This window comes from Streptomyces sp. NPDC092045, from assembly GCF_044756005.1.
Taxonomy (GTDB): Bacteria; Actinomycetota; Actinomycetes; order Streptomycetales; family Streptomycetaceae; genus Streptomyces.
This window is the reverse complement of sequence record NZ_JBIVSC010000003.1, coordinates 563,679-576,464: the sequence shown is the minus strand read 5'-3', so window position 1 is coordinate 576,464 and position 12,786 is coordinate 563,679. Positions and strand designations below refer to the sequence as shown.

The 12,786-nt window shown below is 74.9% G+C and carries 12 protein-coding genes and 1 tRNA gene; 10 read left to right on the top strand and 3 right to left on the bottom strand.

Annotated elements, in window-relative coordinates:
• Nucleotides 1-171 precede the first annotated feature (171 nt).
• From ACIQKA_RS12730 to ACIQKA_RS12685, 10 genes are all read left to right on the top strand, one after another.
• The gene (locus ACIQKA_RS12730) at nt 172-1,128 is read left to right on the top strand and encodes a beta-ketoacyl-ACP synthase III (RefSeq protein WP_383151499.1); all 957 of its coding nucleotides are present in this window, start codon (nt 172-174) and stop codon (nt 1,126-1,128) included.
• Between the two features lie 199 nt (nt 1,129-1,327).
• Entirely contained in the window at nt 1,328-2,056 is a 729-nt protein-coding gene (locus ACIQKA_RS12725) for a hypothetical protein (RefSeq protein ID WP_402540875.1), read from the top strand.
• A gap of 124 nt (nt 2,057-2,180) precedes the next feature.
• Nucleotides 2,181-2,843 carry a class F sortase gene (locus tag ACIQKA_RS12720; protein WP_383151495.1) on the top strand — a complete coding sequence of 221 codons (663 nt, stop codon included), beginning with the start codon at nt 2,181-2,183 and terminating at the stop codon, nt 2,841-2,843.
• Between the two features lie 180 nt (nt 2,844-3,023).
• Entirely contained in the window at nt 3,024-4,205 is a 1,182-nt protein-coding gene (locus ACIQKA_RS12715) for an ROK family protein (RefSeq protein ID WP_383431338.1), read from the top strand.
• Nucleotides 4,206-4,482: 277 nt separating this feature from the next.
• The gene (locus ACIQKA_RS12710; protein ID WP_391094140.1) at nt 4,483-6,012 is read left to right on the top strand and encodes an ATP-binding cassette domain-containing protein; all 1,530 of its coding nucleotides are present in this window, start codon (nt 4,483-4,485) and stop codon (nt 6,010-6,012) included.
• Nucleotides 6,009-7,007, top strand: coding sequence for an ABC transporter permease (locus ACIQKA_RS12705; protein WP_391094139.1), 999 nt, complete (start codon nt 6,009-6,011; stop codon nt 7,005-7,007). The genes ACIQKA_RS12710 and ACIQKA_RS12705 overlap by 4 nt, the downstream gene beginning before the upstream one ends.
• Nucleotides 7,008-7,092: 85 nt before the next feature.
• The gene (locus ACIQKA_RS12700) at nt 7,093-8,130 is read left to right on the top strand and encodes a substrate-binding domain-containing protein (protein WP_383151487.1); all 1,038 of its coding nucleotides are present in this window, start codon (nt 7,093-7,095) and stop codon (nt 8,128-8,130) included.
• A 50-nt stretch (nt 8,131-8,180) separates the two neighbouring features.
• Nucleotides 8,181-9,398, top strand: coding sequence for a Gfo/Idh/MocA family protein (locus ACIQKA_RS12695; protein ID WP_402540873.1), 1,218 nt, complete (start codon nt 8,181-8,183; stop codon nt 9,396-9,398).
• Between the two features lie 12 nt (nt 9,399-9,410).
• Nucleotides 9,411-10,424 (top strand): sugar phosphate isomerase/epimerase family protein, encoded by a 1,014-nt coding sequence (locus ACIQKA_RS12690; protein WP_383151483.1) that lies wholly within the window; start codon nt 9,411-9,413, stop codon nt 10,422-10,424.
• Nucleotides 10,425-10,712: 288 nt separating this feature from the next.
• Nucleotides 10,713-10,797: transfer RNA gene (locus ACIQKA_RS12685), tRNA-Leu, on the top strand.
• A 100-nt stretch (nt 10,798-10,897) separates the two neighbouring features.
• Here the strand turns inward: ACIQKA_RS12685 and ACIQKA_RS12680 are convergent.
• From ACIQKA_RS12680 to ACIQKA_RS12670, 3 genes are all read right to left on the bottom strand, one after another.
• Nucleotides 10,898-11,608 carry a class I SAM-dependent methyltransferase gene (locus ACIQKA_RS12680; protein ID WP_383151481.1) on the bottom strand — a complete coding sequence of 237 codons (711 nt, stop codon included), beginning with the start codon at nt 11,606-11,608 and terminating at the stop codon, nt 10,898-10,900.
• A 34-nt stretch (nt 11,609-11,642) separates the two neighbouring features.
• Nucleotides 11,643-12,101 carry a hypothetical protein gene (locus ACIQKA_RS12675; RefSeq protein ID WP_402540970.1) on the bottom strand — a complete coding sequence of 153 codons (459 nt, stop codon included), beginning with the start codon at nt 12,099-12,101 and terminating at the stop codon, nt 11,643-11,645.
• A 77-nt stretch (nt 12,102-12,178) separates the two neighbouring features.
• Nucleotides 12,179-12,616 (bottom strand): ATP-binding protein, encoded by a 438-nt coding sequence (locus ACIQKA_RS12670; protein ID WP_376230734.1) that lies wholly within the window; start codon nt 12,614-12,616, stop codon nt 12,179-12,181.
• Between the last annotated feature and the right edge of the window lie 170 nt (nt 12,617-12,786).

Sequence of the window (12,786 nt, the reverse complement as noted above, 5' to 3'; positions counted from 1 at the left end):
ACCCGGGGAGGGGCGCGGTGCGGCGGGGGCCGTGCCCCCCACGGGCCCTTGTCGCGGTCGGCCAAGCGATACGGGTGAATGTTGGTGGTTTACGTCACCGGTTACCCATCAGTCGCTGGCAAGACTGGGTGGTCCTGCCGGACGAACGAACCACCTAGGGGGACCCTGAGCATGACGGGCACTCGCATTGCCGCGCTCGGGCACTACCAGCCCGCCAAGGTGCTGACCAACCACGACCTCGCCGAACTCGTCGACACCGACGACGCGTGGATCACCAGCAGGGTCGGCATCCGCACCCGGCACGTCGCGGGCCCCGACGAGCCCGTGGACGAGCTCGCCGCGCACGCCGCGGGCAAGGCCCTGGCCACGGCCGGCCTGGTCCCCGACGACGTCGACATGGTCCTCGTCGCCACCTCCACCGCGATCGACCGCTCCCCGAACACGGCCGCCCGCGTCGCCGCCCGCCTCGGCATGACCGGGCCCGCCACTCTCGACCTCAACGTGGTCTGCGCCGGCTTCACCCACGCCCTGGCCACCGCCGACCACGCCGTACGGGCCGGCGGCGCCCGCCGCGTCCTGGTGATCGGCGCCGACAAGATGACCGACGTGGCCGACTGGACGGACCGCACCACCTGCGTCCTCGTCGGCGACGGCGCGGGCGCCGCGATCGTCGAGGCCGTCGAGGAGGACGAGGCCGGGGCCGCCCCGGGCATCGGCCCGGTCCTGTGGGGCTCGGTCCCGGAGATGGGCCACGCCGTCCGCATCGAGGGCACCCCGCCCCGCTTCGCGCAGGAGGGCCAGAGCGTCTACCGCTGGGCGACCCAGCAGCTCCCCGCCCTCGCCCGCAAGGCCTGCGAGCGCTCCGGCGTCACCCCCGAGGAGCTCGCGGGCGTCGTCCTCCACCAGGCCAACCTGCGCATCATCGAGCCGCTGGCCGCCAAGATCGGCGCCGTCAACGCCGTCGTGGCCCGCGACGTCGTCGACTCCGGCAACACCTCCGCCGCCTCGATCCCGCTGGCCCTGGCCAAGCTGGTCGAGCGCGGCGAGCTGCCCTCCGGCGCCCCGGTCCTGCTCTTCGGCTTCGGCGGCAACCTCTCGTACGCCGGTCAGGTGATCCGGGTCCCGTAGGGGACCCCGCGGCGGGTCCGCGACCGGGGCGCACGGGCCGCCCGTACGGCCCCGGCGGGGCTCCGGGGCCCGTGCTCCGTTCGGCGGCGCGCCGGTGGCGGCGGGCCGGGGGCGGGCCTAGCTTCGAACGCGGTGAGGGTCGTCCTTCCTGGGGCGGAACCGCTCCGCGTCCGGGCCCTCGCGCGATCGGAGGAACGCCATGCGTGCGATACGCGCCGCCGCTTCCGCCGCCCTGCTCGCCGCCGCCGCCGTGATGACGGCGGGCCCCGCGGCCCTGGCGGACGAGGGCACCGGCCCCGTCACGTCGTTCGGCTTCTCCGTCACCCCGGAGACGGTCGCCCCCGGCGGCACCGTCACCCTCGCGTCCGAGGGCTGCGAGGTGCCGTCCGTGACGGTCACCTCCGGCGTCTTCGACACCGTCACCCTCGAAGAGGGCCGTCCGGGCACCGCGACCGTGGACTCCGACGCCAAGGCGGGCGCCCGGTACGAGATCGCCTTCGACTGCCAGGGCGAACGCGGCACCGCAGCCCTGACCGTCGCCGGGGACGGCGCCCGGGAGCACGAGGCCGGCGACACCACGGAGCACGCCGACGGCACCACCGGCACCGGAACCACCGGCGGACACGACACCGGAACCGGCACCGACACGTACGGCACCGGCACCGACCTGTACGGCACCGGCACCGAGACCGAGAAGTACGGCACCGGGACCGGCACCGACAGCCACGACACCGGTGTCGGCGCCCGGTCCGACACCCCCGCCGGCGCCCAGAAGGGCGTGAAGGCCGGTTACGGGACCGCCGCCTCCGACACGGAGGCCGACGGGCTCGGCACGGCCGAGGTGGTGACGGGCGCCCTGCTCATCGTCGGCGCGCTCGGCTCCGCCGTCGTCCTCACCCGCCGCCGCACCGCCGACGGCCGCGTCTGACGGCCGGGACCGGGGGGCCGCAACGGCCCCTCCGCCCCGGTGTGACGAGGTCCGGGACGGAGGGGCGCCATACGGAGGAACGAGCGACCACGCGGCCGAGCGGCCGCCGTGGAGGAGAGCGGACGTGGGGCGAGCGGACAGCACGGGCCGGCACGGCGCCTGGGGCGCCGTCGCCGTCGTCCTCCTCGTGGGCGTGCACCTGGTGCGCGGCGGCGCGGAGGAGCTGCGGGCGGCCGGCCCGCCGCAGCCCCTCGCCGCGGCCGCCCCCGGCGGCACCCGCGCCGACGCCGCCCTCCTCGCTCCCGCCCCCGCCGCCGCTCCCGGCCCGCTGCCCGCCTCGCCCCCGGTCCGCGTCCGCGTCCCCGCCGTCCGCGTCGACGCGCCCGTCACGGCGGTCGGACTCGACGCCGAGGGCTGGATCGAGGCCCCGCCGCCGGAGGACGACCGCTCGGCGGGCTGGTTCACCGGCGCGGTCACCCCCGGCGAGCGCGGCACCGCCGTCGTCGTCGGCCACGTCGACGCCCCGGGCGGCCCGGCCGTCTTCTACGAGCTCGGCGCCGTCGGCAGGGGCAGCCGGATCGAGGTCCTCCGCCGCGACGGGAGGACCGCCGTCTTCACCGTGTACGGGGCCGAGGTCGTCCCCAAGGAGGGCTTCCCCGCCCGGCGGGTCTACGCCGACTCGGGCCGGCCCGAGCTGCGCCTGATCACCTGCGGCGGCACGTACACCGAGGAGAACGGCTACGAGGGCAACGTGGTGGTCTCGGCCCGCCTCACCGACGTCCGCTGACCCCTCTTCTCCCCGTACCGGCCCGCCCTTTGTCCCCTCGGGGGAAAAAGTCCGGCGGATTCGCGCACGACTTCTTCCCGGCCCGGCGGTCCGCTGCTACGTTCCCCCGAAAGCCGACGGAGGACCCGGCGACACCGCGTGCGGAAGAGCACGGGGGAGAGGGAGGGGCGCGTGAGACGCATGACGGCACGACCCGCCAACCGGCACCAGGCGCGCCTCCTCCGGCTGCTGCGCGACGGGGGCCCCAGCTCCCGGGCACAGCTCGGCGACCGGATCGACCTCTCGCGCTCCAAGCTCGCCGTCGAGGTCGACCGGCTCCTGGAGACCGGGCTCGTCGTCGCCGACGGACTCGCCGCCTCCCGGGGCGGCCGACGCTCCCACAACGTCCGCCTCGCGCCCGGACTCCGGTTCCTCGGCATCGACATCGGCGCCACCTCGGTCGACGTCGCCGTCACCAACGCCGAGCTGGAGGTCCTCGGGCACCTCAACCACCCCATGGACGTCCGCGAGGGACCCGTCGCCGTCTTCGAACAGGCCCTGTCGATGGCGGCGAAGCTCCGCTCCGCCGGTCTCGCGGAGGGTTTCGACGGCGCCGGGGTCGGCGTCCCCGGACCCGTCCGCTTCCCCGAGGGCGTCCCCGTCGCGCCGCCGATCATGCCCGGCTGGGACGGCTTCCCCGTGCGGGAGGCGCTCAGCCAGGAACTCGGCTGCCCCGTCATGGTCGACAACGACGCGAACCTCATGGCCCTGGGGGAGCGGCACGCCGGCGTCGCCCGCTCCGTCGACGACTTCCTCTGCGTCAAGATCGGCACCGGCATCGGCTGCGGCATCGTCGTCGGCGGCCGGGTCCACCGGGGCGCGACGGGCAGCGCCGGCGACATCGGCCACATCCGGGTCGAGCCGGACGGGCGCCCCTGCGCCTGCGGCAACCACGGCTGCCTGGAGGCCCACTTCGGCGGCGCCGCCCTCGCCCGCGACGCGGAGGACGCGGCGCGCGGCGGCCGGTCGGAGGAGCTCGCCGCCCGGCTCGCGGCGGCCGGGCGCCTCACCGCCGTCGACGTCGCCGCGGCCGCCGCCGCGGGCGACGCCACCTCGCTCGCCCTCGTCCGCGAGGGCGGCCGACGGGTCGGCCAGGTCGTCGCCGGACTCGTCAGCTTCTTCAACCCCGGTCTGGTGGTGATCGGGGGCGGTGTCACCGGCCTCGGCCACCACCTCCTCGCCAGTGTCCGCACCCAGGTCTACCGGCAGTCCCTGCCCCTGGCCACCGGCAACCTCCCCATCGTCCTCGGCGAACTCGGCCAGACCGCCGGCGTGACCGGCGCGGCCCGCCTCATCAGCGACCACCTCTTCTCCCCGGCGTAACACCCGGGCCCCGCGCCGCGACACCCGGCTCGTGCCCGCCCGCCCCACCCGTACGTCCGCACGTCCGCACCCGCGCCCGCCCGCCCCACCCGTACGTCCGCACGTCCGCACCCGCGTACTCCCGCCCCACCCGTACGTCCGCAAGTCCGTACGTCCGTACCCGCGTACGCCCGCACGCCTATACGCCCATACGCCCATACGCCCGCACCCGCGCACTCCGCCCCGCCCACCCCGCTCGCCCAGGCGCCCGCCCGCACCCGCCGAGGGGAACTCCGTCATGGCCCCAGACCCCCGCCCGCCCCTGCTCACCATGTCCGGCATCACCAAGTCGTTCCCCGGCGTCCGCGCCCTCGACGGCGTCGACCTGGAGGTCGCGCCCGGCGAGGTCCACTGCCTCCTCGGCCAGAACGGCGCCGGGAAGTCCACCCTCATCAAGGTCCTCGCCGGCGCCCACCAGCCCGACGGCGGCAGCATCACCTGGAACGGCGAGCCCGTACGGCTCGGCTCCCCGAGCGCCGCCGTCCGCCTCGGCATCGCCACCCTCCACCAGGAGCTCGACCTCGTCGAAGGGCTCTCCGTCGCGGAGAACACCCACCTCGGACACGAGCCCGCCACCGCCGGGTTCGTCCGGGCCAAGACGGCGCGGGCCGCCACCGCCGCCCTCCTGAAGCGCCTCGGCCACCCCGAGATCGATCCCGCCCGGCGCGTCGGCGGGCTCTCCGCCGCCCAGCGGCAGATCGTCTCCATGGCCCGCGCGCTCTCCCACGACGTCCGCCTCATCGTCATGGACGAGCCCTCGGCCGCCCTCGACCCCGACGAGGCCGACAACCTCTTCCGGATCGTCGCCGACCTCACCGCCGACGGCGTCGCCGTCCTCCACATCTCCCACCGCCTGGAGGAGATCCGCCGGATCGGCGACCGCGTCACCGTCCTCAAGGACGGCCGGGCCGTCGCCCGCGGACTGCCCGCCGCGACCACCCCGACCCGCGAGGTCGTCTCCCTGATGACCGGCCGGGACGTCCCGTACGCCTTCCCCGACAGGCCCGGCCGCCGCGCCCACGCCCCCGGTGCGGAACCCGTCCTCACGGTCCAAGGGCTCGCCAGAAAAGGCGAGTTCGAGGCGCTCGACCTCGAACTGCGCCCCGGCGAGATCGTCGGCCTCGCCGGACTCGTCGGCTCCGGGCGCTCCGAGATCCTGGAGACCGTCTACGGGGCCCGGAGGCCCACCGCCGGCCGGGTCCTCGTCGACGGGCGGCCGCTGCGCCCCGGCAGCGTCCCGGCCGCCGTCCGCGCCGGACTCGGCCTCGCCCCCGAGGAGCGCAAGGCCCAGGGCCTGCTCCTCCTCGAATCCGTCACCCGCAACGTCTCCGTCTCCTCCCTCGGCCGCTTCTCCCGCGCCGGCTGGATCGACCGCGCCGCCGAACGCGCCGCCGCCCGGACCGCCACCCGGGAGCTCTCCCTCCGCCCCGACCACCCCGAGGCCCCCGTCCGCACCCTCTCCGGCGGCAACCAGCAGAAGGCCGTCCTCGCCCGCTGGCTGCTCCGCGGCTGCCGCGTCCTCCTCCTCGACGAACCGACCCGGGGCGTCGACGTCGGTGCCCGCGCCGAGCTCTACGCCGTCGTCCGCCGCCTCGCCGACGAGGGACTCGCCGTCCTCCTCGTCTCCAGCGAGGTGCCCGAGGTCCTCGGCCTCGCCGACCGCGTCCTGGTCCTGCGCGAGGGCCGGGTCGTCCACGAGGCGCCCGCCCGCGACCTCGACGAACACCGCGTACTCGACCTCGTGATGGAAGGGAGCCCGGTGGCATGACGCCCACCACCCCCGCCGGGATGACGCCCCGGGAAGGACGCCGGCCGGCGCCCGGCCTCCGGCCCGACGTCCGCAACCTGTCCCTGCTCGGCGTGCTCGCCGTCCTGGTCCTCGTCGGCGGCCTCACCCGGCCCGCCGAGTTCCTCGCCGCCTCCAACCTGCAACTCGTCCTGACCCAGGCCTCCGTCATCGGCGTCGTCACCGTCGGCATGACCTTCGTCATCACCGGCGGAGGCATCGACCTCTCCGTCGGCGCGGTCGTCGCCCTCGCCTCCGTCTGGGCCACCACCCTCGCCACCCAGGAGTTCGGCTTCGCCGGGATCCTCTTCACGGCGGTCGTCGTCGGCCTCGGCTGCGGACTGGTGAACGGCCTCCTCGTCGCGTACGGCGGGATGGTCCCCTTCATCGCCACCCTCGCGATGCTCGCCTCCGCCCGCGGCCTCGCCCTCCAGATCACCGAGGGCAGGACCCAGATCGTCACCGTCCCGTCCGTCCTCGACCTGGGCCTCCCCGACTCCCACGTCCTCGGGATCCCGCCGCTCGTCCTCGTCCTCGCGGCCGTCACCGCCGCCGGCTGGCTGCTGCTCAACCGCACCACCTTCGGCCGCCGCACCGTCGCCGTCGGCGGCAACCCCGAGGCCGCCCGGCTCGCCGGCATCGACGTGCGCCGCCAGCGCCTGCTGCTCTACCTGCTCTCCGGCCTGTGCTGCGGCATCGCCGCCTTCCTCCTGATCGTGCTCTCCGGCTCCGGCCAGAACACCAACGGCAACCTGTACGAGCTCGACGCCATCGCCGCCGCCATCATCGGCGGCACCCTCCTCAGCGGCGGCCGGGGCACCATCGCCGGCTCCGTCCTCGGCGTCCTCGTCTTCACCACGATCACCAACCTCTTCGCCCTCAACAACCTCCAGAGCGACGTCCAGCAGATCGCCAAGGGCGCGATCATCGTCGCCGCCGTCCTGGTCCAGCACCGCACCGCCCGCGACCCACACTGAGCGCCGGGCCCGAAAACCCCCGCCCGCAGCCCCTTCCGCACGGCCCGCCCCCTCCGAAGAAACCCGCCCGAAGGGATCCACCGCCATGCCCGCAACCAGCCGCAGACACCTCCTCCTCGGCGGCGCCGCCGTCTCCGCCGGAGCCCTGCTCACCGCCTGCACCGGCAACGAGCCCGAGGGGCGGGCGCCCGCCGGGAGCGCCGCGCCCGCCGCCGACGGCAAGCCCGGCACCCCCGTCACCATCGGCTTCGCCGGCCCGCAGGCCGACCACGGCTGGCTCAACGCCATCAACGAGAACGCCAAGCGGCGCGCCGCGACGTACTCCGACGTCACCCTGGAGATCACCGAGGGCTCCAACGACACCGCCGCCCAGATCGGCCAGGTCCGGACGCTCGTCAACAAGAAGGTCGACGTCCTCGTCGTCCTCCCCGCCGACGGCAAGGCCCTCACCCAGGTCGGCCTCCAGGCCATGCGGGCCGGCATCCCCGTCGTCAACCTCGACCGGATCTTCGCCTCCCCGCAGGCCTACCGCTGCTGGATCGGCGGCGACAACTACGGCATGGGCCTCAACGCAGGCCGCTTCATCGGCGAGAAGCTCAAGGACAAGCCGGACGCCACCGTCGTCGAACTCGCCGGCATGGACAGCCTGGAGCTCACCCAACAGCGCACCCGGGGCTTCGACGACGCCCTGAAGAACTATCCCAACATCCGCAAGGTCGCCCGCCAGGCCGCCGACTTCACCGTCGAGTCCGGCCAGGCCAAGATGGCCCAACTGCTCCAGGCGCAGCAGAAGTTCGACGCCCTCTGGAACCACGACGACGACCAGGGCGTGGGCGCGCTCCGCGCCGTCGCCCAGGCCGGACGCAAGGACTTCCTCATGGTCGGCGGCGCCGGGGCCAGATCCGCCATGGACGCCATCAAGGCCGACGACGGCGTCCTCAAGGCCACCGTCCTCTACCCGCCGACCATGGCCGCCTCCGCGATCGACCTCGCCCGCGCCCTCGGCCAGAAGAAGGGGATCGGCGGCCTGTCCGAACTGGAGATCCCCGCCTCGATCACCCTCTACTCGGCCGTCGTCACCAAGGAGAACGTCGACGCGTACCTGCCCACCGGCTTCCACTGACCCCGCCGGCACCGAAGGGCCCCCGGCGCACCACGACAGGGAGGAACCGCATGGAACAGACCACGCAGGGCGGGACCGCGCCGCCGCTCGGCATCGGCATGGTCGGTCACGCGTTCATGGGAGCCGCCCACTCCCAGGGCTGGCGGACCGCGGGCCGCGTCTTCGACCTGCCGCTGCGGCCCGTCCTCGCCGCCGTCGCCGGCCGCGACGCCGACGCCGTACGGGCCGCCGCACGCCGGCACGGCTGGGCCGCCGCCGAGACCGACTGGCGCGCCCTGATCGCCCGCGACGACGTCCGGCTCGTCGACGTCTGCACCCCGGGCGACAGCCACGCGGAGATCGCGATCGCCGCCCTGGAGGCCGGCAAGCACGTGCTGTGCGAGAAGCCGCTCGCCAACTCGGTGGCCGAGGCCGAGGCGATGACGGCCGCCGCCGAGGCCGCCTCCGCCCGGGGCCAGATCGCCATGGTCGGCTTCAACTACCGCCGGGTGCCGGCCCTCGCGTACGCCCGGACGCTCGTCGCGGAGGGCCGGCTCGGCGCCCTGCGGCACGTCCGCGTCACGTACCTCCAGGACTGGCTGGTCGACCCCGACTTCCCGCTGACCTGGCGCCTGGAGCGCGAGCACGCCGGGTCGGGGGCGCTCGGCGACCTGGGGGCGCACGCCGTCGACCTCGCCCAGCACCTGGCGGGGGAGCCGCTCGTCGGGGTCTCGGCGCTCACCGAGACCTTCGTACGGGAGCGCCCGCTGCTCGCGGGAGCCGCCGCGGGCCTCGCGCCGGGGCCGGCCCGCGGCGCCCGCGGGCGGGTCACGGTCGACGACGCGGCCCTGTTCACCGGGCGGCTCGCCTCCGGGGCGCTCGCCTCCTTCGAGGCGACCCGGATGGCCGCCGGCCGCAAGAACGCGCTGCGCCTGGAGATCAACGGGGAGCGCGGCTCCCTCGCCTTCGACCTGGAGCGGCTCAACGAGCTGTCCTTCCACGACCACACCGAGCCCGCCGTCACGGCCGGCTTCCGCCGCGTCCTCGTCACCGAGCCCGGCCACCCCTATCTGGAGGGCTGGTGGCCGCCCGGCCACGCGCTCGGCTACGAGCACACCTTCGCCCACCAGGTCCGCGACCTGGTCCACGCCGTCGCGACCGGCACCGCCCCCGAGCCCTCCTTCGCCGACGGCCTCCAGGTCCAGCGGGTCCTGGCCGCCGTGGAGGAGAGCGCCCGGAACGACGCCGTCTACACCCCCGTGCTCCCCGCACCCCCCGTATCCCGCTAGGAGGCCCGGACCGTGCCACGACCCTTCACCCTCTTCACCGGCCAGTGGGCCGACCTGCCCCTGGAGGAGGTCTGCCGGCTCGCCCGCGACTTCGGCTACGACGGCCTCGAACTCGCCTGCTGGGGCGACCACTTCGAGGTCGACAAGGCCCTCGCCGACCCGGCGTACGTCAAGGGCAGGCGGGACCTGCTCGACGCGTACGGCCTGAAGTGCCGGGCGGTCTCCAACCACCTGGTGGGGCAGGCCGTCTGCGACGACCCGATCGACGAGCGCCACCGGGCGATCGTGCCCGCCCGGATCTGGGGCGACGGCGAGGCCGAGGGGGTGCGGCGCCGGGCGGCCCGCGAGCTCGCGGACACCGCGCGGGCCGCGGCGGCGCTCGGCGTCGACACCGTCGTGGGCTTCACCGGCTCCTCCATCTGGCACCTGGTGGCGATGTTCCCGCCGGTTCCCGAGCGCATGGTCGAACGCGGCTTCGAGGACTTCGCGGAGCGCTGGAACCCGATCCTCGACGTCTTCGACGCCGAGGGCGTCCGCTTCGCCCACGAGGTCCATCCCGGCGAGATCGCGTACGACTACTGGACCACCCGGCGGGCCCTGGAGGCGGTCGGCCGGCGCCCCGCCTTCGGCCTGAACTTCGACCCGAGCCACTTCGTGTGGCAGGACCTCGACCCGGTCGGCTTCCTGTGGGACTTCCGCGACCGGATCTACCACGTGGACTGCAAGGAGGCCCGCAAGCGGCTGGACGGGCGCAACGGACGGCTCGGCTCCCACCTGCCCTGGGGCGACCCCCGGCGCGGCTGGGACTTCGTCTCCGCCGGCCACGGCGACGTGCCCTGGGAGGACGTCTTCCGGATGCTCCGCTCGATCGGCTACGCCGGACCGGTCTCCGTGGAGTGGGAGGACGCGGGCATGGACCGGCTCACGGGCGCCCCCGAGGCGCTCTCCTTCCTCAAGCGGTACGACTTCGACCCCCCGGCCGCCTCCTTCGACGCCGCCTTCGGAACCGGCCCCGACCCGACCTGACGGACTCTCCCCGAAGCATTGGCCTGGACCGCAGGGCGTCGCCAAGGTGACTCCCACGGAGCCGGCGTCGGGGGGCGTCGAGCTCCACCGGGCCGCCCGGAGCGCCGAGGCACGCTCCGTACGCGCGAAAGCACCCATCGTGCGCATGTCCGGACGATTCCGTCCGGATCGGTGCCGCCGGTGCCGCCCCACCCCACTGACCACGGAAAACGCTGGTGAAAGGCGCCTGGAACCCCTGGTAGAGTTATCTCTGTCGCCGCGGGGGAAACCCCGGAACGACAACACCCGGTCCGGGTGGCGGAATGGCAGACGCGCTAGCTTGAGGTGCTAGTGCCCTTTATCGGGCGTGGGGGTTCAAGTCCCCCCTCGGACACAACGAAGAAGTGCCGGTCGATCTCGCATCGACCGGCACTTCTCGTATCCGGCACTTCTCGTACGAGGCCGGGCTTCCACACCGGCGTCGACTCCCGCGGTCAGCCCTTCCTCGCCACCACCAGCCTGCACGCCGGGCTGCCGTCGTCGCGGCGGCCCAGGGGCTCGACCGGGACGAGGGAGACGTCGAAGCCGGCCGCCTCCAGGCGGGCGCGGACGTCCGCGAGGCGGAAGGTGCGGTAGTACATGACGAAGGGCGGGCGCCAGAGCGCGTTCCTGACCCGCATCGCCGCGTCGAAGCCCCAGAGGATCCAGTAGGGGCGCGAGCCGACGCGGGGCGGGGCCGGGAGGGGGAAGGCGAAGGTGCCGCCCGGGCGGAGGGAGGCGTGGACCCGCTCGAAGAGGGTGCGCTGCTCCTCCGGCAGGAAGTGGCCGAAGGCTCCGAAGCTCACCGCCAGGTCGAAGGCGGGCCCGAAGGGCAGGGCCAGGGCGTCGGCGCGGACCAGGTCGGCGTCGGGGTGGGCGCGGCGGGCCCCGGCCAGCATGCCCGTGCTGAAGTCGACCCCGGCGACCCGGCCCGCGCAGACCGCGCGCAGGACGCCGAGCCCGGCGCCGGTGCCGCAGCAGACGTCGAGGCCCGAGTCGAACGGGCCGAGGGTCTCCAGGGTGCGGGTCACCGCGTCCAGGAGGCGGTCGGAGGTGCGGAAGGGCGTCGCGTCGAACTTCTCCGCGAGCAGGTCGTAACCGTGCTCGACCGAGGAGAGGGCCTGGACGGTCAGCTCGCGGAGGCCGGGGCCCTGCGGAGTGAACATGGCCCCGACCCTATGCCGTGACGGCCCGCACGCGTCAGAGCGCGCTGCGCACCGAGGGGGCCGACCAGGACGGGGTGACGCCCGTGAGCTGGCAGGCCAGCAGGTAGAGCGGGATCGGCGGGGTGTAGGGCGAGGCGCCGTCGGGCCGGTGGATCAGCCGGGGGCGGCGGTCCGGGATCTTCGCGCCGCGCGCGTAGCAGGCGGGCAGCGGCCAGGTCAGGTCCAGGTCGGAGCCGGCCGGGACGAGCCACCACCACCAGTCGGAGTCGGCGTAGACGCAGCCGTTGGCGGGGAGCCGGGAGAGGATCTTGAAGCCGAAGCGGGCGGGGACGCCGACGGCGTCGCGGCCCAGGCCGGCGGGGAGGTCGGCGGGGACGGCGAGCCGGACGACGGGGTCCGGCCGCGGGGAGCGGGTGGGGCCCGCCGGGCCGAGGACGCTCCGGGAGGGCGCTTCCGCGGCGCGGTGGTCGTCCCGTTCGAGACGGAGTTCCAGGGGGCGGCCGGTGGTCGCGACCAGGCCGAGTCCGGGGCGGCGGCGGGCCCGCGGCAGCATGCGGTCCGCCATCGACCTCAGCACGGCTCCCCCGTGCCGTGGGCCAGCTCGGCCCAGACGGTCTGTGACGTGCCGTGCCCGGTGCGCTCGGCGCCCCACGCGCTGCACAGCGCGTCGACGATGATCAGTCCCCGGCCGCGCTCGTCCTCACCGCAGTCGCGGATCCTCGGGCCCGCCGGGCCGCCCTCGTCCCGCACCGCTATCCGCAGCTTCTCCTCGCCCTCGCGGAGCTCGCAGACGAAACGGCCGCTGGCGGTGTGCACGACGGCGTTGGTGACCAGCTCGGAGACGATCAGGGAGACGGTGTCGCGTATGTCGGGGCCGCAGCCCCAGATGATGAGCCGCTCCTCCGCGAGGCGACGGGCCCGCGCGACCGACGCCGTGAGGGCCGGGAGCTCGAAGGCGAAGCGCCGCACGGCGCCGGTATCGGTCTGAGGCTGTGGGCGCTGGGCCATGACGCGGGGACTCATGAGACCTGAAGGCTGCGCGTTACCAGAAGCCACGACCGGTTCCTCACAACAGTGGGCAGGACTTGCCGTACGGCGCCGCGCCGGGGCGCGGAGGCGCACGACGGCAGCGTGTACTGGTTCACCGGAACACTGTCCTCCTGAGTCGGACACTTGGC